Origin of the sequence: Microbacterium sp. Leaf288 (assembly GCF_001422925.1) — a bacterium.
GTDB lineage: Bacteria > Actinomycetota > Actinomycetes > Actinomycetales > Microbacteriaceae > Microbacterium.
The window spans coordinates 69,459-96,193 of the sequence record NZ_LMNI01000010.1 but is presented as its reverse complement, the minus strand read 5'-3'; the positions used below and the strand labels follow the sequence as shown (position 1 = coordinate 96,193).

The 26,735-nt window shown below is 68.7% G+C and carries 25 protein-coding genes and 1 pseudogene; 9 read left to right on the top strand and 17 right to left on the bottom strand.

Features of this window, described 5'->3' with window-relative positions; translation table 11 throughout:
* Window positions 1-5: 5 nt before the first annotated feature.
* Complete coding sequence (gene glgP / locus ASF40_RS04590) at window positions 6-2,564, top strand: alpha-glucan family phosphorylase (protein ID WP_056367072.1); 2,559 nt, start codon at window positions 6-8, stop codon at window positions 2,562-2,564.
* A gap of 261 nt (window positions 2,565-2,825) precedes the next feature.
* Here the strand turns inward: glgP and ASF40_RS04585 are convergent, their stop codons facing one another.
* Complete coding sequence (locus tag ASF40_RS04585) at window positions 2,826-3,470, bottom strand: endonuclease domain-containing protein (RefSeq protein WP_235560137.1); 645 nt, start codon at window positions 3,468-3,470, stop codon at window positions 2,826-2,828.
* Between the two features lie 635 nt (window positions 3,471-4,105).
* Between ASF40_RS04585 and ASF40_RS04580 the strand changes: the two genes are divergently transcribed.
* The 3 genes from ASF40_RS04580 (at window position 4,106) to ASF40_RS04570 (ending at window position 7,949) form a co-directional block, all read left to right on the top strand.
* Window positions 4,106-6,625, top strand: a complete 2,520-nt coding sequence (locus ASF40_RS04580) for a rhamnogalacturonan lyase (protein ID WP_056367070.1) — start codon at window positions 4,106-4,108, stop codon at window positions 6,623-6,625.
* 130 nt (window positions 6,626-6,755) lie between these two features.
* The gene (locus ASF40_RS04575; RefSeq protein ID WP_056367069.1) at window positions 6,756-7,487 is read left to right on the top strand and encodes a glutamine amidotransferase; all 732 of its coding nucleotides are present in this window, start codon (window positions 6,756-6,758) and stop codon (window positions 7,485-7,487) included.
* 75 nt (window positions 7,488-7,562) lie between these two features.
* Complete coding sequence (locus tag ASF40_RS04570) at window positions 7,563-7,949, top strand: hypothetical protein (RefSeq protein ID WP_056367068.1); 387 nt, start codon at window positions 7,563-7,565, stop codon at window positions 7,947-7,949.
* A gap of 20 nt (window positions 7,950-7,969) precedes the next feature.
* Here the strand turns inward: ASF40_RS04570 and ASF40_RS04565 are convergent, their stop codons facing one another.
* Both ASF40_RS04565 and ASF40_RS04560 read right to left on the bottom strand, forming a co-directional pair.
* Window positions 7,970-8,737: an NAD(P)H-hydrate epimerase gene (locus ASF40_RS04565; RefSeq protein WP_056367067.1), complete on the bottom strand. Its 768-nt coding sequence runs from the start codon at window positions 8,735-8,737 to the stop codon at window positions 7,970-7,972.
* Window positions 8,734-9,756, bottom strand: coding sequence for a YihY/virulence factor BrkB family protein (locus ASF40_RS04560; protein WP_056367066.1), 1,023 nt, complete (start codon window positions 9,754-9,756; stop codon window positions 8,734-8,736). Before ASF40_RS04560 ends, ASF40_RS04565 begins: the two co-directional genes overlap by 4 nt.
* Window positions 9,757-9,842: 86 nt before the next feature.
* Between ASF40_RS04560 and ASF40_RS04555 the strand changes: the two genes are divergently transcribed.
* Complete coding sequence (locus ASF40_RS04555) at window positions 9,843-11,510, top strand: GspE/PulE family protein (RefSeq protein WP_056367065.1); 1,668 nt, start codon at window positions 9,843-9,845, stop codon at window positions 11,508-11,510.
* 203 nt (window positions 11,511-11,713) lie between these two features.
* Here ASF40_RS04555 and ASF40_RS04550 read toward each other — a convergent pair whose 3' ends face one another.
* The 10 genes from ASF40_RS04550 to ASF40_RS04505 form a co-directional block, all read right to left on the bottom strand.
* On the bottom strand, window positions 11,714-12,952 hold the full coding sequence (locus tag ASF40_RS04550) for a type II secretion system F family protein (protein WP_056367064.1): 1,239 nt from the start codon (window positions 12,950-12,952) through the stop codon (window positions 11,714-11,716).
* 1 nt (window position 12,953) lies between these two features.
* Window positions 12,954-14,246 carry a type IV pilus twitching motility protein PilT gene (locus tag ASF40_RS04545; RefSeq protein WP_056367063.1) on the bottom strand — a complete coding sequence of 431 codons (1,293 nt, stop codon included), beginning with the start codon at window positions 14,244-14,246 and terminating at the stop codon, window positions 12,954-12,956.
* A 5-nt stretch (window positions 14,247-14,251) separates the two neighbouring features.
* On the bottom strand, window positions 14,252-14,920 hold the full coding sequence (locus tag ASF40_RS04540; protein ID WP_056367062.1) for a hypothetical protein: 669 nt from the start codon (window positions 14,918-14,920) through the stop codon (window positions 14,252-14,254).
* Complete coding sequence (locus ASF40_RS04535; protein WP_056367061.1) at window positions 14,920-15,567, bottom strand: hypothetical protein; 648 nt, start codon at window positions 15,565-15,567, stop codon at window positions 14,920-14,922. The genes ASF40_RS04540 and ASF40_RS04535 overlap by 1 nt, the downstream gene beginning before the upstream one ends.
* Entirely contained in the window at window positions 15,564-16,598 is a 1,035-nt protein-coding gene (gene pilM / locus ASF40_RS04530) for a type IV pilus biogenesis protein PilM (RefSeq protein WP_082496881.1), read from the bottom strand. The genes ASF40_RS04535 and pilM overlap by 4 nt, the downstream gene beginning before the upstream one ends.
* A gap of 29 nt (window positions 16,599-16,627) precedes the next feature.
* The gene (locus ASF40_RS04525; protein ID WP_056367059.1) at window positions 16,628-17,506 is read right to left on the bottom strand and encodes a prepilin peptidase; all 879 of its coding nucleotides are present in this window, start codon (window positions 17,504-17,506) and stop codon (window positions 16,628-16,630) included.
* A gap of 3 nt (window positions 17,507-17,509) precedes the next feature.
* Window positions 17,510-19,150 carry a hypothetical protein gene (locus ASF40_RS04520; RefSeq protein ID WP_157549420.1) on the bottom strand — a complete coding sequence of 547 codons (1,641 nt, stop codon included), beginning with the start codon at window positions 19,148-19,150 and terminating at the stop codon, window positions 17,510-17,512.
* The gene (locus tag ASF40_RS04515) at window positions 19,141-19,743 is read right to left on the bottom strand and encodes a PilW family protein (protein WP_056367057.1); all 603 of its coding nucleotides are present in this window, start codon (window positions 19,741-19,743) and stop codon (window positions 19,141-19,143) included. The genes ASF40_RS04520 and ASF40_RS04515 overlap by 10 nt, the downstream gene beginning before the upstream one ends.
* A gap of 2 nt (window positions 19,744-19,745) precedes the next feature.
* Window positions 19,746-20,111 carry a type IV pilus modification PilV family protein gene (locus ASF40_RS04510; protein WP_082496880.1) on the bottom strand — a complete coding sequence of 122 codons (366 nt, stop codon included), beginning with the start codon at window positions 20,109-20,111 and terminating at the stop codon, window positions 19,746-19,748.
* A gap of 138 nt (window positions 20,112-20,249) precedes the next feature.
* A complete protein-coding gene (locus tag ASF40_RS04505) occupies window positions 20,250-20,699 on the bottom strand; it encodes a pilus assembly FimT family protein (RefSeq protein WP_056367055.1) in 450 nt (149 codons plus the stop codon).
* 286 nt (window positions 20,700-20,985) lie between these two features.
* Here ASF40_RS04505 and ASF40_RS04500 point away from each other — a divergent pair, with 286 nt between their 5' ends.
* Window positions 20,986-21,270, top strand: a complete 285-nt coding sequence (locus tag ASF40_RS04500; RefSeq protein WP_056367054.1) for a hypothetical protein — start codon at window positions 20,986-20,988, stop codon at window positions 21,268-21,270.
* A gap of 42 nt (window positions 21,271-21,312) precedes the next feature.
* Complete coding sequence (locus ASF40_RS04495) at window positions 21,313-22,710, top strand: HNH endonuclease signature motif containing protein (protein WP_082496878.1); 1,398 nt, start codon at window positions 21,313-21,315, stop codon at window positions 22,708-22,710.
* 15 nt (window positions 22,711-22,725) lie between these two features.
* Here ASF40_RS04495 and ASF40_RS04490 read toward each other — a convergent pair whose 3' ends face one another.
* Together ASF40_RS04490 and ASF40_RS21705 are read right to left on the bottom strand one after the other, a co-directional pair.
* Complete coding sequence (locus tag ASF40_RS04490; protein WP_056367052.1) at window positions 22,726-23,520, bottom strand: hypothetical protein; 795 nt, start codon at window positions 23,518-23,520, stop codon at window positions 22,726-22,728.
* A 150-nt stretch (window positions 23,521-23,670) separates the two neighbouring features.
* Window positions 23,671-23,787, bottom strand: a pseudogene (locus tag ASF40_RS21705) (DUF2510 domain-containing protein); the annotation flags it as partial.
* 110 nt (window positions 23,788-23,897) lie between these two features.
* Between ASF40_RS21705 and ASF40_RS04485 the strand changes: the two are divergent.
* Window positions 23,898-25,124: a Fic family protein gene (locus tag ASF40_RS04485; protein ID WP_235560136.1), complete on the top strand. Its 1,227-nt coding sequence runs from the start codon at window positions 23,898-23,900 to the stop codon at window positions 25,122-25,124.
* Window positions 25,125-25,129: 5 nt separating this feature from the next.
* On the opposite strand, the gene ASF40_RS04480 is transcribed toward ASF40_RS04485, so the two are convergent.
* Entirely contained in the window at window positions 25,130-25,426 is a 297-nt protein-coding gene (locus ASF40_RS04480; RefSeq protein WP_056368193.1) for a DUF1905 domain-containing protein, read from the bottom strand.
* A gap of 50 nt (window positions 25,427-25,476) precedes the next feature.
* On the opposite strand from ASF40_RS04480, the gene ASF40_RS04475 reads away from it, so the two are divergent.
* Window positions 25,477-26,274, top strand: coding sequence for an alpha/beta fold hydrolase (locus ASF40_RS04475; RefSeq protein ID WP_056367050.1), 798 nt, complete (start codon window positions 25,477-25,479; stop codon window positions 26,272-26,274).
* A gap of 7 nt (window positions 26,275-26,281) precedes the next feature.
* On the opposite strand, the gene ASF40_RS04470 is transcribed toward ASF40_RS04475, so the two are convergent.
* Window positions 26,282-26,710, bottom strand: coding sequence for an SRPBCC family protein (locus ASF40_RS04470; protein ID WP_056367049.1), 429 nt, complete (start codon window positions 26,708-26,710; stop codon window positions 26,282-26,284).
* Window positions 26,711-26,735 lie beyond the last annotated feature (25 nt).

Here is a 26,735-nt window from a genome sequence, read left to right as displayed (position 1 = left end):
CGAGCGTGAAGGCCATCCGAACGTTCACCGTCCGTCCCGTCCTCGCCGCATCCCTCGCCCCGCTCGACCGCCTCGCCTCCAACTGGCGCTGGTCGTGGAGTCGCGCGACGCACGCGCTGTTCGCCTCGATGGATCCCGTCCTGTGGGACGAGATCGGCGCGAACCCGGCACGGATGCTCGGCGCACTGGGCCAGGAGCGCCTCGACGAGCTCGCCCGGGACGAAGAGTTCGTCGCGCGCGTTCGCGAGGAGGACGAGCGCCTCACCGCATACCTCGAGGGCGACCGCTGGTTCCAGCAGCTCGAGGGCGACAAGCCCGTGCACATCGCGTACTTCTCCCCCGAGTTCGGCGTCGACGGCTCGCTGCCGCAGTACTCCGGCGGCCTCGGCATCCTCGCCGGCGACCACCTCAAGAGCGCGTCCGACCTGGGCGTGCCGCTGACCGGCGTCGGCCTCTTCTACCGCGCCGGCTACTTCCGCCAGTCGATCGGAGACGACGGCTGGCAGCGCGAGAGCTATCCACTGCTCGACCCGTACGGCCTCGGGCTGACGCTCCTGCGCAACCGCGAGGGAGCGCCCGTCGAGATCGCGCTCGATCTGCCGGGCGACCGCCGCCTGCACGCCCGCGTCTGGGTCGCCGACATCGGCCGCATCCCGCTGCTGCTGCTCGACTCCGAGACGCCCTCGAACACCGACGAGATGCGCCGCGTCACCGACCGCCTCTACGGCGGCGGTGGCGAGCACCGCCTGCTGCAGGAGCTGCTGCTCGGCGTCGGCGGCGTGCGCGCGGTGCGTGCGTTCAGCGACCTGACGGGACGCCCGACCCCCGACGTCTACCACACCAACGAGGGCCACGCCGGGTTCCAGGGACTCGAGCGCATGTCGGAGCTCATCACGCACGACGGTCTGAGCTTCGACGAGGCCCTCGCGCAGGTGCGCGCCGGCACGGTCTTCACGACCCACACGCCGGTTCCCGCCGGCATCGACCGCTTCCCCCGCGACCTCATCGCCGACTTCCTCTCGAGCGGCCTGTTCCAGGGCCTCGACGCCGGCCGCGCGATCTCGCTGGGCCTCGAGACGTGGGAGGGCGGCGACCAGGGCGTCTTCAACATGGCGGTGCTCGGCCTGCACCTCGGCCAGCACGCCAACGGCGTCTCGGTGCTGCACGGCGAGGTGAGCCGTGGCATGTTCGGCATGCTGTGGCCGGGCGTCGACACCGACGAGGTGCCGATCACCTCGATCACCAACGGCGTGCACGCTCCGACCTGGGTGCACCCCGCGCTCAAGGCCGTGAGCGAGCGGGCGTGGGGCGATGCGCACACCGACACGCACGACTGGACCGACCGCGACGTCGTCAGCGACGCCGAGCTGTGGGGCGTGCGCCAGCAGATGAAGGGCGAGCTCGTCGCCGAGGCGCGGCGGCGGGTGGCAGCATCCGTCTCCAGCGGCTCAGCCGTGACGCCGGCCTGGGTGGAGGACCTCCTCGACCCGGAGGTGCTCACGATCGGCTTCGCGCGCCGCGTGCCGACGTACAAGCGCCTGACGCTCATGCTGCGCGACCCGGAGCGCCTCACGCGGCTGCTGACCGACCCCGAACGCCCGGTGCAGATCGTGATCGGCGGCAAGTCGCACCCGGCCGACGACTCGGGCAAGATCCTGATCCAGCAGCTCGTGCGCTTCAGCCGCGACCCGAAGGTGCGCGGGCGCATCGTGTTCCTGCCGGACTACGACATCACGCTCGCGAAGGACCTCTACCCCGGCTGCGACGTCTGGCTCAACAACCCGCTGCGCCCGCTCGAAGCGTGCGGCACGAGCGGCATGAAGGCGGCGCTCAACGGCGCGCTGAACCTCTCGATCCTCGACGGGTGGTGGGACGAGTGGTACGACGGCGAGAACGGCTGGGCGATCCCCACCGCCGACACCGCGTCGAACGACGAGGAGCGCGACGACGACGAGGCGGCCGCCCTCTACGACCTCATCGAGCACCAGCTGGTGCCGCGCTTCTACGAGCGCGAGGGCGGCATCCCGCTGCGCTGGCTCGACATGGTGCGCCACACCATGACCGAGCTCGGCAAGAAGGCGACGAGCGACCGCATGGTGCGCGACTACGTCCAGCGCCTGTACGTGCCGGCGGCCGCGCACGACGTCGCGCTGCGCGCGAACGAGTTCCTCGAGGCGCGTGCGGTCGCCGCGTTCGTCAGCCGTGTGCGCGAGGCGTGGGGGCGCGTGTCGATCGCGAGCGTCGACAGCTCGGGCATCCCGCAGCAGGCGCAGGCCGGTGACACCCTCGAGGTGCGCGCCGACGTGCGCCTCGACGGCCTCTCGCCCGACGACGTCGCGGTCGAGCTGCTCTACGGCGCGACGAACGAGGACGACGCGTTGTCGCGCGACCACTCGGTGTACCGCCTCTCCCCCGGCGCGTCCGCGGCCGACGGCGCGACGGTGTTCAGCGGCACGCTCCCGCTCGGTGTCACGGGCACGTTCGGCTATACCGTCCGCGTGCGCCCCGCGCACCCCCAGCTCGTGTCGCCGGTGGAGCTCGGCCTCGTCACCTACGCCTCGTAGGGCTTCGCACATGCCTCCGGCGCACTGCGCCGGGCCGAGGCATCCGTCGTTCCTGGTGTTGTGGGCGTGCACAGAATCGGAGGTTCTGCGCGACACGCCGGGGCCGGGCGCCGGTAGCCGGCGTGTCGCCGAAAGTCTCCGATTCTGTGTTCCGGACCGACTCCATGCACCCCGCACACAGAATCGGAGTCCTGGCCGACACGCCAGGGAACGGATGCTGCCACCCGGCGTGTCGGCGACAACATCCGATTCTGTGCACACTCAGGCGAGGTGCAGCCCGCGGTCGACGAGGCCGAGGATGGCGAGTTCGACGGTGTCCCAGTCGTGGACGACCAGGGCATAGTCGAAGCGGAGGGTGACGAAGCCCCACGCCGCTGCGTTCGCATCGCGCACGAGGTCCTTATGTCTGTGCGACTCGCTGTCATGGTTGGGCGCGCCGTCGACCTCGACGATGAGGCGCTCGCCGATCACGAAGTCCACCCGGCCGACCGAGGTGATCGACTGCTGTGTCCGCACCCGAAGCCCGCGGCGCCGAAGCCGCCACCGCAGCAACGACTCGAGCCCGCTGTCGGCATCGCTGCGAGCGAAGGCGATCGCCGCCCTCGCGCCGGCGTTCGTGCCCTTCCGCAGCCAGTCGAGGTCGGCATTCGACAGCATGCGCCGCCGCAGAGCCGACTCCAATGCCACAAAGAACCCCTCGAGCCCTTGGCACCGCAGGATCTGCCGCAGGACGACCCGGACCGTCGGCACACCGAAAGCACTGCGTTCGGCGTCGTCCGGGTCGCTCCAGTGCGCGACACACGAGCATTCCGGGTGCGAGTAGGCGCGCCCGTGACCGCGGAGCCCGACGTGCAACCCGTCACCGTGCTCCGCGACCCAGAGCCCATGGTGCTTCGCGGCGCTCACGCACGCGATCCAGCCTCCATGGGCCGCCGCTGTCCTGACGTCGTGGCACGCACCGAGGCGCTCGTACACGCCTCGCCGGGGCGAGATCAGTGAGCCATCGGCGAGCGCTGCGGCGATCTTCGACCTTGAGAACCCCGATGCCCTCAGTTCTCGATACGTCGTGACGGGGGGCGGAGAGTCGGTGCACATCCGGCCAGACTCGCGGCCGCAGCATCCGCTCCCCCTTCCCCTGGGCGGAACTGTGGGCAGCCGGCGCGCGCGAGCCGATTGGGGAGGAAGCTCTCGGCGCGGTGCACAAGATCGGAGCCTTCACCCGACACGCCGGGAGACAGATGCTGCCATCGGGCGCGGCGAGCAAGACCTCCGACGCTGTGTTCCGACCCGGGGGTGGCCAGGATGCACAGAATCGGAGGTTCCATACGACACGCCCGAGACGGATGCTGCCACCCGGCGTGTCGTGCCGGACCTCCGATTCTGTGCTCGCGGTGGCGCACATTAAATCGTTCCAATGTGCGCGGTGGGGTGGTTGACCCATGCGAAGTCGCTGACTAGGGTCGTGCGGGAAAACGTATTCCTGCGTTTCCCCACACGGGCCCGACCCCAGCGGGCCGCAACCTCAGGAGAGCGATTCGACGATGAATCTCCGCAGCACCTCTGTCCGCGTGCTCGTGGCCGGCTCGGCCGCGTGCGCACTCACGCTCGCACTGGCGCAGCCCGCGCTGGCAGAGCAAGCCTCCCCCGCCGGTGCCCAGCTCGAAGCCCTCGACCGCGGCCTGGTGGCCGTGTCGACGAGCGAGGGCGTGTTCCTCAGCTGGCGCCTGCTCGGCACCGAAGCCGGTCCCGCGACCGAGACCGGCGTGAGCGGCCCGTCGTTCGCGGTGTTCCGCGACGGCGAGCGCATCGCCACGGTCGACGACAGCACGAACTATGCCGACGCGGACGGGTCCGCAGCATCCGTCTACACGGTCGCTCCCGCGTGGAACGACGTGACCGGCGAGCAGTCCGCCCCCGTCTCGGTGTGGGGCGACGGGTTCTACGACCTGCCGCTGCAGAAGCCGGCGGGCGGCGTGACTCCGGCCGGCGAGGCGTTCACGTACTCGGCGAACGACGCGTCGGTGGCCGACGTCGACGGCGACGGCGCGTACGAGTTCGTCGTGAAGTGGGATCCCTCGAACTCGAAGGACGTGTCGCAGAAGGGCTACACGGGCACCGTCTACGTCGACACGTACGAGCTCGACGGCACGCTGCTGAACCGCATCGACCTGGGTGCGAACATCCGCGCGGGCGCGCACTACACGCAGTTCATGGTCTACGACTTCGACGGCGACGGCCGCGCCGAGACGATGCTGAAGACGGCGCCCGGCACGAAGTCGATCCGGTACAACGCCGACGGCTCGGTCGCGGCCGAGGCCGGCATCACGATGCTCGCCGAAGATCTCGCGGCCGGCTACACCGCGGCCGACGACTACCGCATGAGCGCCGCGGACTACCGCCAGCACCTCATCGAGATGTTCGAGGGCTGGTCGGAGCACCCCGAGGTCGTGGCGGGCAACTGGCCGGCGACCCTCGAGGAGGCGTTCGGCATCCCGGTGACGCACGAGTACCCGCTGTCGACCGCGTCGGCGACCGAGCTCGTCGACTACTTCATCACCACCTACGCACCGAGCCGCAGCGCACGCAACGACCTCACGACGTTCGAGGGCTTCATCGTCGACGGCCCGGAGTACCTCACGGTCTTCGACTCGGCCACCGGCGAAGAGCTCGAGACCGTGCGCTACGAGCCCGGCCGCGACGACGACGGCCTGCTGTGGGGCGACTACGCGATGGCCCGCATCGAGCCGGGCAACCGCGTCGACCGCTTCCTGGCGGGCGTGGCCTACCTCGACGGCACGCACCCCTCCGCGGTCTTCGCTCGCGGCTACTACACGCGCACGACGATCCACGCCTACGACTGGGACGGCGAGCACCTGACCACGCGCTGGGCGATCGACAGCGGCCACGTGCCGATGACGAACCCGTTCAACGACGGCCCGCACGGTCGTGACGGCACCGACCCGGTGTACGGCTCGATCACGACGCAGGGCTTCCACTCGCTGAGCGCGGCCGACGTGGACGGCGACGGCAAGCACGAGATCGTCTACGGCTCAGCCACGATCGACGACGACGGCGGGCTGCTGTACAGCTCGTTCGACACGCTGCCCGCGGGCAGCGCGGCGCCGGGCGAGAACGTGCGTCTCGGCCACGGCGACGCGATGCACGTCACCGACATCGACCCGAACCGCCCCGGTCTCGAGATCTGGACGGCGCACGAGGGCGCCACGTTCGCACCGTACGGTTCGGCGATGCGCGATGCCGCGACCGGCGAGGTGCTCTTCGGCGCCTACTCGGGCCGAGACACGGGCCGCAGCATGATCGGCGACGTGCGCGCCGACGTGCCGGGCCTCGAGGTGTGGGCGAGCATGCCCAACGGCACCGAGGGATCGGGCCTGCTGAGTGCGACGAACGCGCCGCTCGCAGCATCCACCCCCGGAACCAACCAGTCGATCCGCTGGGCCGCCGACATGACGACGCAGATCGTCGACGGCGCCCTCGAGGTCACGCCGACCATCAAGGACTGGACCCGCGGCACCGTGCTCACCGCCACCGGCACGCGCACGAACAACGGCACCAAGGGCAACCCGTCGCTCGTGGCCGACGTGTTCGGCGACTGGCGCGAGGAGCTGCTCGTGCGCACCGTCGACTCGAGCGTGCTGCGCATCTACACGAGCACCGAGGTGACCACGCACAAGCTGCCGACGCTCATGCACGACGTGCAGTACCGCGCCGAGGTGGCCCGCCAGAACACCACCTACAACCAGCCGTCGTACACGAGCTACTACTTCGCGAGCGACATGGACTTCGCGAACGTGCCCGTGCTCACGGCTGCGGCGACGCCCGGCGCACCGAAGTTCACCGACCCGAAGGGTTCGAACTCCGACCACGTGGTCGTCACGCCCGACCCGTCGTTCGACTACTACGTCAACGGCGTGAAGGCCGAGAAGCCGCTGGTCAAGGTTCCTGCGGGTTCGAAGGTGCAGGTGACCGCGGTCCCGAAGGCCGGCTTCGCCGTCGCCGCGGGTGCCGTGTCGACCTGGACGCACCAGTTCAGCAAGTAAGGATCGACGGATGCCTCGGCCCGGCGCACTGCGCGGGGTCGGGGCATCCGTGCTCCCGGTCGTTGAGCGAAGGGCGCTCTGGCGCCCGCAGACGAAACGCCTGCACGCTCCGCACACGTAGGCTGGTGCGGTGAAGCCGTTCGTCCTCCTCGCGACCCGGGCCGAGGACGCGCCGGCCGACGAGGAGTATGCGCTCTTCCTGCGGTACACCGGCCTCTCCTCCGACGAGCTCATCCGGGTGCGGCTCGAGGCCGAGCCGATGCCACGGATCGACCTCGATGAGGTGTCGGGGATCTTCGTGGGCGGCGGGCCGTTCAACGCGTCCGACCCGCTCGAGACGAAGTCGCCGACGCAGCGACGGGTCGAGCAGGAGTTCGGCATCCTCCTCGACGAGGTCGTCGCGCGGGACTTCCCCTTCCTCGGCGCCTGCTACGGCGTCGGCACGCTCGGCGCGCACCAGGGCGCCGTGATCGACCGCACCTACTCCGAGCCGATCAGCGTCGTGCCCGTGACGGTGACCGAGGACGGGGCATCCGATCCCCTCCTCGCCGGGATCCCTGAGACCTTCGGCGCGTTCGTTGGACACAAGGAGGCGATCTCGCAGCTGCCCGCGTCGGCGACGCTGCTGGCGTCGTCGCCGACGTGCCCGGTGCAGATGTTCCGCGTCGGCGAGAACGTCTACGCGACGCAGTTCCACCCCGAGCTCGACGTCGAGGGCATCACGACGCGCATCCACGCCTACGCCGACTACGGCTACTTCGCCGCCCACGAGCTCGAGCTCACGCTGGCGGCTGTCCGCACCGCGGCGGTCTCGCACCCGAGCCGAATGCTGCGCACCTTCGTCGAGCGCTACGCGCGCTGACCCCTTCGCACCGCCCGCGCGCGGTGATACGCTCCCCGCACCGGCTGCCTCCGCCTGGGGAGATCGAGGTGCGTCATGGGTTCGAAGAAGCTGCTCATCACGGGTGCCGTGATCGCCGTCGTCGCCGCGGCCGCGATCATCGTGCCGAGCGTCGCGTCGGGCGTGCCGTTGGCACGGGTGCTCCCCGCGACGAGCGTCGTCGCGCCGGCTGATGCGCCGGGCGGGCAGGGCAACGGGAAGGCGTGGGGCCACCACAAGGACGACCCCGCATTCCCGGGCAACAACGGCAACGCGCGGGGGCACGACAAGGATTCGCCGGACTTCCCCGGGAACAAGGGCGACGGCGACGGCGACGACAAGCAGGACGACCGGGGCAACGGGAAGGGCAAGGCCTGGGGCCACCACAAGGACGACCCCGACTTCCCCGGCAAGAACGGCGAGGACGAGCAGAGCGACGAGTAGTCGCGGCGCGCACGCTGCGGTCAGTCGGTCGGCGCAGTCACGATTCGCAAGACGGATGCCTCGCCCGCCGGCTCGACCGATTCCAGCGCCGGGCCGAGACCGATGTCGACCAGGACGATGTCGCCTACGAGATTGGGCTCGCGCCCGGTGACGAGTCCGGCCTTCACCGCGCCGAACGTGACGGTGACGGATGCCGCGAGCACAGCGTCGTCGGCGACGCCCGTGTCGGGGTGGAGGCCGCTGGGGATGTCGACGGCGATGACGCGCGGCATCCGTCCTCCTCGCCGGAGGTCGTCGCGGATCGCGGTGACCGCACCGCGGGCTCTGCCGCGCAGGGCCGGATCGCTCGCGGCGCCGATGCCGAGGATGCCGTCGACCACGAGGGCGTAATGGCGCACGGCGTCGTCGACTTCGGGGAGGTCGACGCGACGGACTCCGGCGGCGACAGCGGCGGCGAGGGCGGTGACGTGGAAGCGCTCCGAGACGAGCAGCGCGTCGACGTCGGCGATGCGGGAGAGGTGTGCGGCGGCGTAGAGCGCGTCGCCGCCGTTGTCGCCGGAGCCCACCAGTACGAGCACCCGCGGCCGCAGGGCGACGGGCGTCTCCCGGATCACGGGTTCGAGCACCCCGGTCAGCGTGACGACGGTGTCGGGCGTCGCGAGCTCTGCCCGTATGACGTCGGCGAGGGCCGCGGCGGCGCGGTGCATGAGCGGGACTCCGGCGTCGAGCAGGGGGCGTTCCGCCGCACGCACCTGTTCGGCGGTGAAGGTGGGAACGCGCTCGCTCATGTCGACTGGTGCTTCTGTGCAGCGAGCTTCTCGCGCTCCGCGTCGGCGCGCGCGTGCTCGAGCTCTTCGGTGGCCACGCGCACAGCATCCTCCGCCTGACGCACGCGCCGCAAGGCGAACGTCGGAGAACCGAACCGCTCACGCACGCGGTCGACCCGCTGACGTTCGCTCACGATGATCCAGGTCGATGCGAGGAGGATGACCTGCGCCGAGAGGTTCAGCCACAGCAGCAGAGCGATGAGCGAGGCGAACGAGGCGAGCAGTGGGTTCGAACCGGCGCCGGCGACGAAGAGGGACGAGAGCTGCTGCAGCACCGTCAGCCCGATCGCGCCGATGACGGCGCCCGACCACAGCGACCCGGGGTGCGTCTTGACGCCACTGAGCGACACGAACGCGACCGCGACGATCGCCATGTCGAGCAGGAACACGACGACGATCGAGACCGAGCGCGTGGCGAAGTCGGCGACTCCGGTGTGCGTGATCCCGAGCAAGTCGAGCACCGCCCCGACGAACGTGGTGCCGATGAACGTCGCGCCGGCCGACAGCACGAAGCCGCCGCCGATCGCGACGGCGAGGAGGAAGTTGCGGAGGATCACCCAGATCCAGAAGACGTCGTCGTGCACCTTGTCGGCGAGCGTGCGCAGTGCCACGCGCAGCGACCCGATGGCGCCGATCGCCGCGCCAACGAGACCGACGAGCGCGATGATGCCGGCGATGGTGAGGCCCGCGGGCGCTTCGATGGTGCTGACGTCGATGAGGCCGTCGTCTCCGGTTCCGAGCAGGCCCGGGATCGCAGCATCCACCGCATCGATCAGCGATTGCCACGCCGCGGGGTTGTCGGCGAGCCACACGGAGGCGAACGAGAAGCCGAGGAGGACTCCCGCGAACACCGAGAACAGCGAGCGGTACGTGATGCTGTCGGAGAGCATGGGACCGCGTCGTTCGAGGTAGTGGAACCAGACGCGCACCGGTCGGAGGGAGAGTGCCCAGGCCGTCAGCTTCGCGATCAGGTCCGCCATGGCACGACCTTATCGAGCACGCGCGGGCGAGCAGCCCAGGGTTGACGCGCGCCACATAGTATGTGGTTGGGGATAGGGGTGTTGCCGTGAGAGGTCTTGCACAGACGCTGGTGCTCACAGGAGCAGTCAGGGCTGCCGACATGTCGGCCGCCCTCGCTCAGGTGGGCGAAGGTCCGGAGCTGCAGCGCTTGCTGGTGAGCTCGAAGCTGGTCACCGAGGGCCAGGTCGCCGAGGCGATCGCCCTGCACACGGGCCACCGTTACGTCGACCTCGCCGAGATGCCGCTCGACCCCAACGTGGTCGCTCTCGTGCCCGGCAACCTCTGCCGCAAGTACGGCCTCATCCCCGTCGACCGCCGCGGCGAACGTCTGACCGTGGGCGTGCTCGACCCGACCGACATCGTCGCACTCGACGACGTCGCCTCGATCACGGACCTCTTCGTCGAGCCCGTCGTCGTCGCCGAAGACGCGCTGCTGAACATGTTCGAGCGGTTCCTGCGCTCCGACGAAGAGCTCAGCGAGCTGTCGATGACGATCGAGGAGTCGAGCGAGGCCAACCAGGCCGCGTTCACCGAGAGCCTCGAGGAGCAGGACGACACCGCCCCCATCGTCCGGTTCGTGAACCTGCTGATCGCGCAGGCCATCAACGACCGTGCGAGCGACATCCACGTCGAGCCGGGCGAGAAGCAGCTGACCGTGCGGTTCCGCATCGACGGCGTGCTGCACGAGATGCAGAAGGCCGACCGCGCCATTCAGGACGGCATCATCTCGCGCCTGAAGATCATGTCGTCGATCGACATCGCCGAGAAGCGCAAGCCGCAGGACGGCCGCCTCTCGGTCACGCACGAGAACCGCACCGTCGACCTCCGCGTGGCGACCCTTCCCACCGTGTGGGGCGAGAAGATCGTCATGCGAATCCTCGACAACACCGGCCAGACCATGGGGATGCGCGACCTGCTGTTCTCGCCCACCAACGAGAAGCGGTTCCGCGAGGCGATCACGAAGCCGCACGGCATGATCCTCGCGACCGGGCCGACGGGGTCGGGCAAGTCGACGAGCCTCTACACGGCGCTGCGATCGATCGCGAACCCGAAGATCAACGTCATCACCGTCGAGGACCCGGTCGAGTACCGCATCGCCGGCATCAACCAGGTGCAGGTGAACAACCGCGCCGGGCTCACGTTCGCCACTGCTTTGCGGTCTATTCTGCGGTCGGACCCGGATGTGGTGCTGGTCGGTGAGATCCGCGACTTCGAGACGGCGAACATCTCCATCGAGGCGGCGTTGACGGGGCACCTGGTGCTGTCGACGCTGCACACGAACGACGCTCCCTCTGCGTTGACCCGGCTTTCCGAGATCGGGTGCGAGCCGTTCCTGGTGGCGACGGCGCTGTCAGCGGTGATCGCGCAGCGGCTGGCGCGGCGGCTGTGCATGCGGTGCCGTGAGCCGCTGGTGGAGAGTTCGGAGGTGCTGAGCGCCCTGGGCTTCCCGCATGACCCGGCGGATGTGCCCGAGCTGTACAAGGCGGTGGGATGCCCCGCCTGCAGCAACACCGGATACCGCGGGCGCGTCGCGCTGCACGAGGTGATGACGCTGAGCGACGAGATCGAGTCGCTGGTCGTGACGCGATCGACGGGGTCGGAGATCCGTCAGGTGGCGATCGCGCAGGGGATGATCTCGCTGCGCGAGGACGGGTGGTCGAAGGTGGCGCAGGGGCTGACGACGATTGAGGAAGTGCTTCGGGTCACAGTGTGAGGTGGAGCGCGCTTCGCGCGCGCTGCCCTGATTCCCGGGGCTCCGTCCCCCGGTCGTTGAGCGAGCGAAGCGAGTCGAAACGCCCCGCCCATCCCCCGCCCATCCCCCGGTCGTTGAGCGAGCGAAGCGAGTCGAAACGCCCTGAACCCGGCGCAAACTCAACGACCGGCGCCCTGCGCACCGGCCGTTGAGTTCCCCAGCTTCTATGCTTGCTTTCCAAGCTCTCCGTACAACGTGAAGATCGGCAGGTACAGCGAGATCACCATGCCGCCGATGACGATGCCGAGACCCACGATGAGGATCGGCTCGATCGTCGACGATAGTTGCGCCGTCGCGGTCTCGACTTCGTCCTCGTAGAAGTCGGCGATCGACGCGAGCATGTCGACGAGCGTGCCCGACTCCTCGCCGACCGACACCATCTGCGGCACCATCGCCGGGAAGACCTCGGCCTTCGCGAGCGGTGCGGCGAATGAGCGGCCCTGGCGGATCGACTCCTGCACGTCGCGCACGGCCTGCTCGATCTTCCAGTTGTTCGACGCCTGGCCGACGATCGAGAGCGCCTGGATGATCGGCACACCGGCGTTCAGCATCATCGAGAGGTTTCGCGCGAAGCGGGCCACGGCGATCTTCGTGGTGAGCTTGCCGAACACGGGCATCTTCAACTTGATCGGATCGACGAAACGGCGGTACTGCTCTGTGTGCCGGTTGGCCCGCCACCAGATCAGTGCAACGATCACGACCAGCGCGAGAGCCGGCAGCATCCACCACATGTTGTTCGAGATCGTCACCAGGATCTGCGTGGGCAAGGGCAGTGACGAGCCGAGGCCCTTGAACATGCCCTCGAAGATCGGCACGACGAACGTCACCATCACCAGCACGCCGATGATCGCGATCACGAGCACGATCGCCGGGTAAGTCACCGCAGCCCGAATCTTGTTCTGCAGTTCCGCGTCGCGCTGATAGTTGTCGGCGATTGAATTGAGGGCGCTTCCGAGGAAGCCGCCGGCCTCACCCACCTTGACGATCGACAGCATCAACGGTGGGAACGTCTGCGGGTGCCGCGCCAGCGCCGCCGAGAACGACGACCCCGACTCGACGTCGGCCTGCACCTGCACCAATGCGGGCTGCAACTTCTTGTCGTCGGTCTGCTCGATCAGGATCGCCAGCGTCCGCATGAGCGGCAGGCCGGCGTTGATGAGCCCCGCCATCTGGCGCGAGAACACCGCGAGCGTGCGCGCCGACACGGTCTTGGTCGCGCCGGGCAGCTTGATGTCGCGGTTGAGGCCGGTGTTCGACTTGAGCGTGACTTCAAGGGGCGTCAGCCCCTGAGCCTTTAGCTTTCCCGTGACGGCAGACTCGCTGGCGGCCTCGATCGTGCCCTTCACGACCGATCCGGCGCGCGGGTCGACGGCCCGGTAGACGAACTCCTGTACGACGGCCATGTCAGCCCTCCCCGTTCGCGGCGGCCCACGCTTCGAGATCGTCGACGCCGCCCCACTCGACATCGCGCGCGGTCGGGTCGACCCGGCCGCCGACGGTGGGCGTGCCGAAGCGCGATCCCATGCCGATACCGGTGCCCTGCGTCGCGTTCGCTGCGGGAGCCGCGAGCTCTCCCTGCCGCCACTCTCCGGCGTGGTGCGCCCACTCCTCCGCGTCGAGGTCGCGCGGCTTCACGTACACGCCGTCGAGGCTCTTCGGATCGACCGCGAAGTCCATCGCGACGTTGCGCGCGATCGTACCTTCGGCCACGAGGCGCCGGAGATCCTGATCGAGCGTGTGCATGCCGAGCTCGGAGCCGGCCTGCATCGCCGAGTAGATCTGCGCGACCTGGCCCTCGCGGATCATGTTCGCGACGGCCGGCGTGTTGATGAGCACCTCGGTCGCGATCGTGCGTCCGTTGACCTGCGCGAGCGGCAGCAGTGTCTGGCTGATGATGCCCTGGAGGGTATCGCCCAGCTGCGAGCGGATCTGGTGCTGCTGGTCGGCCGGGAACACGTCGATGATGCGGTTGATGCTCTTCGCGGCGCCCTGCGTGTGCAGCGTCGAGAGCACGAGGTGGCCGGTCTCCGCCGCCGAGAGGGCGGTCGAGATCGACTCCGGGTCGCGGAGCTCGCCGATGAGGATCACGTCGGGGTCCTGACGGAGCACGCGGCGCAATGCCTCGGCGAACGAGTTCGTGTCGCGCCCGACCTCGCGCTGGTGGACGAGCGAGCGCTTCGACTGGTGATGGAACTCGATCGGGTCCTCGATCGTGACGATGTGCGCCGGAACGAGCTGGTTGACGATGTCGACCATCGCCGTGAGCGTCGTTGACTTGCCCGAACCGGTGGGGCCCGTGAGCAGCACGAGTCCGCGGGGCCTCAAGGCAAGGTCGCGGGCGATCGCCGGGGCGCCGAGTTCCTCCAGCGAGTACACGCGGTCGGGGATGTACCGCAGGGCGATGGCGATCGAGCCGAGCTGGCGGTACACGTTCGTGCGGAAGCGACCGATGCCCGGCGTCGCGTGGGCGAGGTCGACCTCGCCGTGCTCCAGGAACTCGCGGCGCTGCCCCTCGGTCATGAGGTCGAAGGCGGTGCGCTCCACCCACTCCGTCGACAGCGGGCCCGGGTAGGCCTCCACCGGAACCAGGTCGCCGTCGACCCGGAGCAGCGGCGGCGCGTCGGCCGTGATGTGCACGTCCGACGCTCGGTGGCGGGCGCCGTACGCGAGGAGCTTCTCGAAGTCGAGGTCTTCCATGATCCTCACCCTTCCGCGTCGACGAAGGTCAGCGCCGACACCTGGATGTCGACTGTGCCCTCGCCGCTCTGAGTCATGGTGGCGGTGACGCTGTTGAGCAGGCGCGGACCCGCGCGCAGCGCGTCGAGGAAGGCCGTCGCCTGCTCCATGTCGCCCGCCGTGGCGCTGATCACGAAGTCGACCTGCTGACGCCCGGCGCCGGCTGCGGCGTCGGGGGCCGGGGCCGCGGCATCCGTCGGCGTCCCGGTGGTGGCGTCGGTCGCGCCCTCCGTCGCCTCGGGCGCGGGTGCCGGGACGGCCGCAGCGTCGCCTTCGGTGGCGCCGGTGCGGGTGGCGTACGCGACCTGCTCTCCTGCGGTCACCGAGGTGATCTGGACACCGGATGCCTCGGCCGCACGTGCGACGACCTCGAAGACGTCGTCGAGCTGGCCGGTGGCCGGAATCTGCGCGCGGAGCCCGGCGACGTTCTCCTCGATCTCTCCGAGGTTCTCCTGCTGCTCCGTGAGCTCGTCGACCTGCGCCTGGTACAGCGCGTTGGTGCTCGCGACGGTCGCGGTCTGGCCGTCGACGGAGACCGCCTGGAAGTACAGCGGCATGGCGACGAGGAAGACTCCGAGCGCGATGACGCCGAGCGAGACGATGAGTCCGATCGCGGTGACGATGTGCTTGGGCATCACTCGCCCCCTTCTTCCGCCGCGTACTCGTTCGAGTAGACGGTCTGGTCGAATTCGACCGTGAGCAAGTACGAGTACCTGCCGTCCGAGACCTGGCTCGAGGTGACCGACTGCCCATCGGCGTACAGCACTCCCCCCACACCGCGGAGCGAGCGGATGAGCGGGACGATGTCGATCGGCGTCGGGCTGTCGAAGGTGACCGTGCCGACGAGCCCTTGTTCGAGCGCCGGGTCGTCGCCCACCGGCACGCCGCCGACGGCGAGGTCGACGCCGGTGAGGGTGGTGTCGGAGGGAAGGATGCCGGTGATCTTGCCGATCACGGGAGTCCAGGCGAGATCGGTGGCCATCGCGTCGGTGCGGAAGTCGGTGAGCTCCGACTCGGTCGCGAGCGCCTGGCTTACCTCAGACAGCGAGGCGATCTCGGTGAGGAGGGCGTTCGTGCGAGCCTGTTCGGCCACGAGTCGCTGATCGGCGAAGAACTTGAACGCGAACGCCCCGGCGATGATGAGCACCGCGACGACGATCGCACCGAGCACGATCCACACCCAGAGGCGCACGAGCTGGTCGCGCTCGCGCCGCGCGACCTCGGTGCGCGGCATGAGGTTGACGCGCGGCGCTCCCGAGAAGGGAACCGGGATGGCGGTCATTTTCCGGCCTCCCCGAGTGCGATGCCGACCGTGCCGACGAGGTTGAGCGCGACCTCACCGGCAGGCGGCGGGGTCGACATCGAGATGACGTCGCCGACCGACACGATGGTCATCGGCGTATCGATCGCGGCCCCGAGCGCCGGCAGGATGCCCTCGACGGCAGCCCCGGCGCCGGTGACGAAGACCCGCGAGAGTGGAGCTGAGGCGGCACGGCTGCCGAAGAACGCGAGGGTGCTGCGCAGACGGGCCGCCAGGTCGGAGACACCGGGAGGCGTCGCCGCGCGGATCGAGCCGCGCGTGCGGCTGGGCACCGTGAGGCCCGTCCCGGCCCCGTTCCCCGCCGCCACGGCGGCGAGTTCGAGCTCCGGTTCGATGGCCTCGGCGTTGTGCCGCCGCGTGGCTGCTGTGGCGACATCGATCGGCAGCAGGCGCACGAACAGGGGAACGCCGCCGCGCGAGATGACGACCTGGGTGGTGTGATCGCCGATGCTGACCGTCGCCACCGTCTCCTCCGGCGACGCGAGCGGCGCGGTGACGCGTGCGAGGCCGAACGCCGCGAGGTCGACCGCCTGAGCGCGCACCTTGACCTTCGCGAGAGTCGAGATGATCTGCTCGATGTTCTCCGACACCGCCGCGACGAGCAGGCCGGAGACCTGGTCGCCGTCCTGCGACAGCGGGAAGAAGTCGAGCACCGCCTGACTCGCCGGCACGGGCAGGAGGTCCTGCACCTGATACGGCAGGGCCTCGCGCAGCAGATCAGGCCGCATCGCCTGAGTCGTGTATTCGCGCACCAGGATGCGGCGGCTGGCGACGCCGAGCACGGCGTCCTTGCTTCTGAACTTCGCGCCGGTCCACAGCTGCCGGAGCGCGACCGCGACGGCACCCGAGTCGAGCACCTCCGAGTCGCGCGCTGCCTCGGGCGGCAGCGGCACTTCGCCGTACGCGACGAGCTGGGGCTTGCGGCCGAGTGAGATCTCCGCTGCGCGGACGCTCTCTTCGGTCACCTCCAGCCCGACAATCGTCTTCCCCATGATTTCCCCTTCCCCAAAGACCGTCGGCGTCAGGCGCCGACGAAGAGATCCACGTACCACTTGCCGACGGCTTCGCCGGCGAAAACACCTGTCCAGGCCCCGAGGATCATCCAGGGTCCGAACGGAATGGCGGTCTTGCGCCCGGCTCGACGCAACAGCATGAGCGCGATGCCGAACACTCCCCCGTACAAGAAGGCCGCGAACGCCCCCACAGCGAGCGCGCCCCATCCGAGCCAGCCGAGGTAGATGCCTATCACGCCGGCGAGCTTCACGTCTCCGCCGCCCATCCCGCCGGGCCGTGCGGCGCGGAGCAGGAAGTAGAAGAGATACAGCACCGCCATGCCGACACCGGCACCGAGCAGCAGCCCCCACTCGCCCGTCAGCCAGGCGGCGACGGTGAACAGGATGCCGGCCACGAGGTAGCTCGGCAGAACGATGCTGTTCGGCAGGCGGTGGGTGTCTAGATCGATGAGGGTGAGCACGATCGAGATCGCCGCGAAGTAGAGGAACGCGACGACGACGAGCGCGTGCGCCCAGACATCGGCGGGCCGCGCGGTTCCGTCCGCCGTCGGAAGCAGGAGATACTGCTGCAGCGTTGCACTCGGGCTCAGTAGCCCGTCATACACGGCGACGCCCCACCACGTGACGAGTGCGAAGGCGAGTCCGGTGATGGCCTCGACGATCGGATAGCGCGGTGAGATCGGCGCCTTGCAGTTCGCGCACTTGCCGCCGAGGGCGATCCATCCAATCACCGGTACGTTGTGCCATGGCTTGATCGCCGCGTCGCAGCGGGGGCAGCGGCTCTCGCGCAACAGCGAGATCTTCGCCGGGACCCGGTAGGCCGCGACGTTGAGGAACGACCCAATCAGGAGGCCGAGGAGTCCGGCGATGATGATGAGACCCGTCATGCGCTACTTCTCTGTCTGATACGCGAGGTCGTCCAGCCTCGTCACCGTGTTCGTGGGGTCGAAGATTCCGCCCGGTCCCTTGATGCCGCAGCTGATCGTGGGAAGGGTCGGCGCCCACGACATCGGGACGCACGTGAACGTGCCGCCGTTGAGGTGCAGCCCGTCGCTTCCCATGTAGAGCTGGCCGGACATGGTGAGCGACATCGTGCTGCCTATTCCGCACGCGCTGTAGATGAGCGTACGAACACTATTTGTTCCACCGGCCGTGAATTTGTCGAGATCACTGCTACCGCAGGCGGGCGGTCGGCCGTCGCTACCATTGGGGTCGAGGTGCACGATCAGCAACTGCGGCCCTCCCGCGAGAGTAGTGCCGACTGGGCGGGAGATCGTCTTCGTCAACTCGAGGTCCATCTTCTGGTTCGCGGGAACCAAGATCACGGCATCCCGGGCCACCGTGACGTTGCCCGGGTCGACCTTGATCCCGCTTCCGCCGGCAGGACACCCTGTCATGTCGATCACCGCACGGGTGCCGGTCGCGCGCAATACATCCTGGAGCTGTGTGGTTGAGCACACTGTTCCGGGAATCGGGGCGTAGACAGGCATTGCGATTGAGCTCCAGGTGGTGGTGCTGGTCAACTCGATCCAGCTGGTTGCCGCATATACCTGCTCGAGCGTCGGCGAGATGACCGGGGCGGGGGCGTTGTCATCGATCGGAACCGGTGCGGGTGGGGTCGCGCCGTTGGTCCAGCTCGTCGGATTGTGATCGACCATACTGCCGGGAGTCTTGAACGCCCCCTTGACGACGCCCGAGCCGGTCTTGGTGTCGATGTTGCCCGCACCGTAGACGTCCCCGCCGATCTCGGCGCCGTTGGCGTTGAGCTTGATCATCCCCTGCACCGAGACGAGATCCCCGCCGACGCGGAGCTGCTTGTTCGCGACGCTGATTTGGTCGCGCACGTACACACTCCCGGTGACGATGCAGGTGTCAGTGATCGTCAACTTCCCGCGGAGCACCCAAAGATCCCCCTGCACACCTCCGGAGGCACCGTTGTTGCACTCGTAGTCGCCGTCGCGGATGACAAGATCACCCGTGTACGTGGATTTCGTCGCGGTGAACTCGCCTTCGAAGAACGCGACGGTGCCCGATGGGGTGGTTGACGGGCCGTGATACCACGGGTAGATCGCGTCGATGGTGGTCTTGGCGGTCGGCACCTGCCAACCCGTGGACTCGATCTTCACCCACTTGGTGGCGGTTGTCGGGCACACGCTCGCCCATGCGCTCGGGTGGTCCGCCGACGGGCGAACGACGTCGTTCGTCGTGTAGACCGTGTACTGGTAGTTCGGGGCTGTGCCCGTGCCCGACATCGGAGGAGGCGCGGGCATGCCGCTCGGCGAGCAATTGAGCCCGCTCGCACCGATCTTCTCGCGGATGGAACCGAGCGCGACATCACGGCCCGACTCGGCAGCGATGAACGCCTGCGTACGGTCCTTATTGCCGACATTGGCGTCGATGGTGAACATCACCGAGGCAGCGACCGCGACGGCAATGACGAAGCCGACCAGCATCACGACGACGACGGTAATGAGCACTGCTCCCTCGTCCTCCGCAGCGCCACGAGGTGTTCGCCTGTTGATCACCAGCATCCGCCATCCCCCGCTTCCCCTGCTCTGATCGACACTTCTCCGGCGAACTTGACGGGGGCCGAGTCTGTCGCGACGGAGAAGCTGTAGAAGAGTGTCGTTCCCGCGCCCGTCGTCGGCGTCTGGCGGAAAGCGCCGACTGATGGCGCCTGCACGTTAACGACGAAGGCGCCGTAGTCCGTGACGTCTAGCCAGGTACTCCACGCTGCGCTTGCCACGTCGAGATTGTCGGACTTCATCTCGGCGACCCCGTTCGCGATATGGAACGCCTGACAATGGAGCTCGTCATCTACCACGCCGTCGCCGTTCAGGTCCTTATCGAAGGTGGTGCGGACCCAGACCTCCGACCCGCCACCGTGGATCTCGAAGTAGACCGCGTTGCGCATCGCCTTCTCAAGGGTCGAACTTACGAGCTGGCCGCGATTGGTGGCTTCACTCGTCGAGAGAACATCGCTCTGAGTCAGCCAGGAGTTCACCAGGATGGTGGCGATCCCGCCAAGAACAATCAACGAGATGATTGCCGCAATGACCAGTTCGATGAGGCCCATACCGGCTTCGCGGTCGCTCGTGCCGTGGGAGTCGGTGAGTTCCGTCATGTTCACGAGTCGACCAAAACTTTCGCAGTCGCCGTTGCGAGGACCTCTCCCGCAGCGTCCCGAGCTGTCAACGTGAGCGTGTTGACCGAGCCGGGCGTACAGACGTAGCCGCCGTCGCCGACGGTGAACCGCTCGAAGGTCGCGGGCGCGAGAAGGTTGATATCCGCGCACTTGGGTCGTTCACGGGCCTGTTCAATCAATGCGTTCAACTGGCGCGTTGCCGTAGCCGTGAGCGCCTGCTCCGAGGAGAACCGAAGGCCGTTGATCAACGGCGGCAGCAGCGCAATCGCAATGAGTCCGAAGATGAACATCGCGATGACTACTTCGACAAGGCTGAATCCCGCAGCATCGGCGCCACGACCCCTCATCCGCCCACCTCCCCAAGTGGCACAGAACCCCACCCAATGATGACACGTGGATTCGCACGATCGCGCGGAACCCGACGCCGGTACCCCACGACGGGGGCGGGAGCCTGAGAATGCTCGGCTCCCACCCCCGACAGTGACCTAGTTCCCTGGAGTCGCCCCCGCGAACGCCGAGATGTCGTACGCCCCCGTCGCGGTGCACCCGGGTCCCGCCGAAACCTGCTTGTCGTACTCTCCCGACTGAGCTGTGACGCATACGCCGTCAACCGTGGTGGGGTCGGTCGCCGCAGTGATGAGACCGATCTCATCGCTACCTGCGTTGATCTTGGCCACCGCTGTCGTACCTGTGGTCGCGGTGTCGCTGTCGGCGATCGCCGCGGCCACAGCCGTTGCTCCGTTCGCAGCAGCCGCCTTCAGCGCGTTCTCCTGTGCACCCGCCTGGATGTTCGCGAAGACCGGGATCGCGATGGCAACAAGGATGCCAAGGATCACGACGACGATGATGAGCTCGATGAGGGAGAACCCTTCTTCGCCCTCTTCTTCGCGGCGGCGGTTCGCAGCCTCGATGTAGTTCTTGATAGTTGCACGCATGGCGCGTCTCTCCCCAGTGTGAGTTGAAAGGTCAGCTCTAACCGACCGACGCGCGCCAAAGCGCGCCGGTCTCAAACACCCCAGTAACACGTCCCAGACTCCGTTAGAGCTGGGTTTGAGACACACGCGCTGTGCGTGAATCCCCTCCCGCATAGAAGCATCCGAGATACAGCCCACAGAAGTCAATGCACACGCATGCTGGGTTGCCTCAGGAAAGGCTCAGCCCTGAACACCCAATCCGCGTTAGGGCACGAGTTGTTCTTCTGGAGCGGCTGAGATCCGCGCGATGCTGTCGGCGCACCTCACCCAGGCGCCCAGGTACGACCTCGTGCTCGACAAGCCGCTCTGGGTCGACACCGACCTCAGCACCTGGGACCGCGAGATCATCCAGCTCGCCGACATCACCTCGTTCCTCGTGACGCGTCTCTTCGAGACCGGCGAGCCCGTCGCCGACCTGCAGGGACTGTGGGATGCCTTGCTCACCCAGTTCGCACTGCACCCCGTGTCTGGACGCATCCTCGGGCGGGGAGTCGCCGTCTACCCGGCCCGCTCGAGCAAGCTCACCCTTTAGACATTTTGATCGAATGTCGGAGGCTATCCGTAGTCTCTATGCATGAATATTTCTCCTATGGAGGTCGACCTCGACTCGCGGATCAATGGTGATCCCGAGCTCTTCCTCGACCCATGGGACGTGCTCGACCCAGGCGAGGTGGTTCCGCCTATCGAGCTCGCGCAGCTCGAAGCGAGTGGCGCCGCGCACGAGGCCGCCGTCAACAAACTCGAGGGCATCAGCGCCCGAGCGCGCATGCTGGTTGCCGACGAGTACGCCGGCATCGCGGACATCCTGCGGGATGCTGCGGCCTGCCCCGATCCGTGGGTCGGGCCTGATCCGACTCTCGATCCAGCGTGGCTCGATCCGCAGGGGCGTTCGGCAGCGGCGGTCCGTGCGGAGCGGCGGAACATCGCCGTGCGCGCCGCGACGCTGGACCTCGCTGTGCGGTTGGGCATGTCCGCAATGATGGTGAGCACGCGCGCCGCGCACGCTGACACCCTGCGCGAGCGGTGCCCGAACATCTGGGAAGCGTTCCGGGCCGGACGGGTTCCTACTCAGAACGCGACGGCCGCGGCGCAGCAGGCCGGCACACTCCCGGCCCGCGACAGAGGGGCCTGGGCGAAGTTCGACGAGCTGCTCCGGGGATCCGCGACGACTCTCACTCCCGGAAAGTTCCGCACGCGCGCTCGAGTCGTGCGCGAACGAGTGCACCCCGAGCACATCGACGAGCGGCACACGCGGGCGATGGACGATCGGAACGTGTGGTTCCAGGCCGAGGCCGACGGGATGGCTTCGCTCATCGTCTTCGGCCCGGCCGACAAGGTACTGGCCACGTATCGGCACGCGGACGCGCACGCGCGGCATCTGCGTGCGCACGACGGTGAGGAGCGCACGCTGGCCCAGCTCCGGGCCGACATCGTGCTCGACGTGCTCGCCGCGGGCGCAGCCGGTGCCGCCCAGGCCGCGGGATCCGGCACCTGGCGATCCCGCGCCTCCGTCGCGATCACTGTGCCCGTCATGACGCTCCTCGGACACGACAACGAGCCCGCCACGCTCGACGGCTACGGCCCGATCGACACGGAGACCGCGCGGCGACTCGCAGGCGAGGCGTCCAGCTGGGTCCGCATCCTCACCCACCCGGTCACCGGCACCGTCCTCGACGTCGACCGCACCACGTACCGGGTTCCGAAGGCGCTGAGTCGGTGGCTCGGGGTTCGCGACCAGGTCTGCACCGGCCCCGGATGCACGAGATCCGCCCGCGATTGCGACATCGACCATCGGATCGACTGGCAGTACGGCGGGAAGACCGCCGACACGAACCTCAGTCCGTTATGCGAACGACATCACGTGATCAAGACCAAGAGCAAATGGGTGCTCTACCGCGACGAAACCACCGGCGCGAAATGGTGGGTCTCGCCGACCTCGCTGACTGTGCCGGTCGATCCGCCACCCTTCTGAGTTCCGCCTGCCCGCTCAGTTCAGGATCGCGAGCGCCTGCTGCGTCGCGACGATCGCCAGCCACGCCGCCAACCCGATCGACACCACGATCGCGATGCCCGACAGAAGCCTGCTCGTCCGGCGTTGCGTCGCGACGATCAGCCCGCCGATCGCGAGGAAGAACGCGCCGGCTGCGAACGCCACACTGACCAGACTGACCAGGCCGGCGACCGACTCGTTCCAGCCACCGAGCCAGAACACGACCGCCAGACCCCCGAGCGCAGCCACCGCCATCAGCACGATCGACGCGCGCGCCGGAACGTTCGCCGGCGCAGCCTCGGGAAGCGGCGGACGCATCTCCCCCACGTACGAACTCGACACCGGCTGGTACACGATCGGCCTGGGCAGACGATCGTCGACGGGCGCCGGGCGCCGAGGCGCGATCTGGTCGGGAATGGTCTCGCCCTTCGCAGCCCGGGAACCGTTGGTCGACACCCCCCGCGTCGCCGGCGTACGAGAACCCGGCGCGACCTGCGGATTCGGCGCGGGCGCCGGGACGTCGGGTTCCGGCACAGCCGACGGCGCATCGACCAATGCGTCGTCCCGCGGCTCCGCGGGCTCGGCCAGTGACGAAGGAGCCGGCCACACCGCGGCGGCATAGGGTTCTTCGTGCGAGACGACGTCAGGAACGGATGCCTCGACCACAACCTCCGCCTGCGAAGGCACGAGCGACTCCTCGCCCAGCGACGACGGAGCCGGCCACACGGCCGCGGCATGCGGCTCCTCGGCGATCGACGGCGGCGCGGGCGACCCCACCGCCGCGTCGGGCACCCCCGACCCTTCGCCTGCCGCAGCCGCCGAACCCGCAGTATCCGAATCCGCCGTCCGTCGCGCACGCAACTGTGCGCGACTCAGCGGCGCTGCCGACACCGGCCCAGCGCCACCCACGACGTCCATCGACACCGTGGCGGCAGCATCGGTCGCCACCGGACGGTAGTCCTCCGTCCACGCAGCGCCGTTCCACCACCGCAGGCGGTCAGCACGCGAAGCGTCCTCGTACCAACCGGGCGGCGGTCCCCCCTGAGACCCGTCCGACATCATGCTCCCCAGCAGAATGATTCTCGAGCGCAAACATACCGGAGCCGCGTGACCCGGAGCACCATAGCAAAGCCGTGCCTTATTTCAATCTCAACCGCTAAACTGAAACAGTGAGCGCCCCTGTTTCACTTCCCAACGCTTCGGTCTGGCCCGCCCACACCACCGAGATGCGGGACTGGCGGCAGTCGATCCGTGGCGGCAGCCGGGAAGATCGGATGCTGCGCTCCGTCGCCGTGTCGATTCCTCCGCGCATCGCGCACCTGACCTACACGCCGGGCCCCGAACTGACCGCCGCCGCGGAACGAGCGCTCGTCGAGGTGGCGACGACCGACGCCGAGGCACGAGCGCAGTCGCGCGCGCTCGGGCGCTTCATGCTCCGCACCGAGTCGGTGGCCTCCTCCAAGATCGAGCGCATCTCGGCGACCGCCGCCGACTACGCACGCGCGCTCGCGGGAAGCCGAGCGAACAGCAGCGCGACCAGCATGGTCGCGGCCTCCGCCGCGCTCCACCGCCTCGTCGACCGAGCCGGCGATGCGGGGACGATCACCGTCGAGGATCTGCTCGCCGCGCATCGCACCCTTATGGCCGACGACTCCGCCGAGGCGCACTACGCCGGCCGGCTGCGCGACGTGCAGAACTGGATCGGTGGCAGCGACCACAGTCCGCGCAACGCGCTGTACGTGCCGCCTCCTCCTGACCTCGTGGCACCGCTGCTCGACGACCTCATCGAGTGGGCGGACCGCGACGACGTTCCCGTGTTCGCGCAGGTGGCGATCGCGCACGCCCAGTTCGAATCCATCCACCCGTTCACCGACGGCAACGGCCGCGTCGGGCGGGCGCTCGTGAGCGCGATCCTGCGCCGGCGCGGGGTCACAAAGACCGCCGTCATGCCGCTCGCGAGCGGCCTGCTCGCGGTGCGAGACGACTACTTCTCTTCGCTCACGGCGTACCGCGAGGGCGACCCCACCACCATCATCGCGATCATGGTGCGTGCGGCCGTCGCGGCGGCCACCGAGTCGCGAACGTCGAGCGACGCACTGCGCGAACTCCCGGCCGAGTGGCGGTCGCTCGTCGACGCGACCGATGGCTCCGCCACCGATCGACTCCTCACCGCACTCCTCGACGACCCCGTGATGTCGGGCGAAGACGCGATCACGGCGCTCGGAAGCACCCCGGCGACCGCCTACGCCGCACTCGACCGGCTCACCGACGCGGGCGTGATCACCGAGATCACCGGACGAAAGCGCGACCGCGTGTGGGCGGCGAACGACGTCATCGGCGAGCTCGACGATCTCGACCGGCGGATTCAGCGACGCATGCTCGCACCGGCGGAGTAGCCGCCTCAGCCGTCGAGCACCTCGAGGCGCACGGTCACCGGTCCGCCGTCGACCAGTCCTTCGGCATCGCGCACGGCCTTCTTCAGCGGCAGCACGTACGAGCCGTCCGACGAGGGGAAGATCGACGTCGTCCACTCGCTGCCGCCGATGTTCGCCCGCACGCGCACCGATCCGAATCCGCGGTAGGGGCGCGGGATCTCGCGGATCTCCTCGCTCAGCTCGGGCGGCACCGACGTGAAGAACCACGCCGAATCCTCGCGCGCCTCCCAGCGGAACACATCCCCGTCGAACTCGATGATCACGAACACGAGGGTAGCGAGCGGGTCCGACGCGACGAGCGTACACTGCGGGCATGGCCGCCATCGTGGCCGGTGGGATCCGCATCGCGTACCGGCGAGAGGGCAGCGGCGCGCCACTCGTGCTGCTGCACGGAGCCCTCGAGGACTCGAGGATCTGGAACGACGAGTTCGATCGCCTCAGCCCTCACATCGACCTGATCGCGTGGGACGCTCCCGGCTGCGGCGAGTCGGACGGCGTGCCCGCCGGGTGGACCGACCGCGACTGGGCCGACGCCGCCGCCTCGTTCCTCACCGCGCTCGGACTGACCTCACCGTGCGTCGCCGGCTTCTCGATGGGATCGGTGCTGGCGCTGCTGCTCGCGCGCGATCACCCGGACGCGGTCGGCAGCCTCGTGCTCGTCGGCGCCTACGCGGGGTGGGGTGGATCGCTCGACGCCGACGCGCTCGCGCAGCGACTCGAGGCGGCGCGGTTCACCGTCGAGCATCCTGTCGGCGAGTGGGCCGACGGCTTCCTCGACTCGGTCTTCGCCCCGGGCACCGATCCCTCCCGACGCGCTCGCGCGCGAGCACTCCTCGACGACTGGCGGCCGGCGACGACGACGGCGCTGCTCGACGTGATGTCGCAGGACCTGCGCCCCGCACTCCCGTCGATCCGCACGCCCACGCTGATCGTGCGTGGAGCGCAGGATGCGCGCAGTCCGCGCGAGGCCGCGCGTGACCTGGTCGACGCGCTTCCCGACGCGCGCCTCGTTGAGATTCCCGAGGCCGGCCACGACTGCACGGGGCCGGAGCTCGATGCCGTGCTGATCGCCGCCGCGCGCGGCGACCGCGAGGGGTCGTGCGGCGACTGAGACCTCCTCAGAGGTGCTCGCCCGGCGCTCCGCCGTGGCGATCCACCAGTCGCTGCAGGCAGCTCGACCACCCGTCGATGTGGTTGTCGCGCTCCTCGGCGGTCGCGAAGCCGGAGTGCCTGACGATCACGCGGGTCGCAGCATCCGCCGCGGACTGCAGCTCGACCTCGACGTCGGTGATGTGCTCCTCCCCCGCCCACTTCCACCCGAGCCGCAGCGCGCGCGGCGCCTCGAACGTGAGCACCGTGCCCTCGACCGCCATGTCGACGGGGACCGACCGCACCTCCCAGCGGCCGAGCTCGCGCAGCTCGACGACCGCGGTCGTCTCGAAGCGCGGCGGCCAGAACCATTCCGCGAGGCGACCCGCGACCGTGAATTCCCGCCATGCGACATCGACGGATGCTGCGACCAGCGCCTCTTCGGTGAGCTCATGCATGCTGACACCGTACGCCGACCCTCCC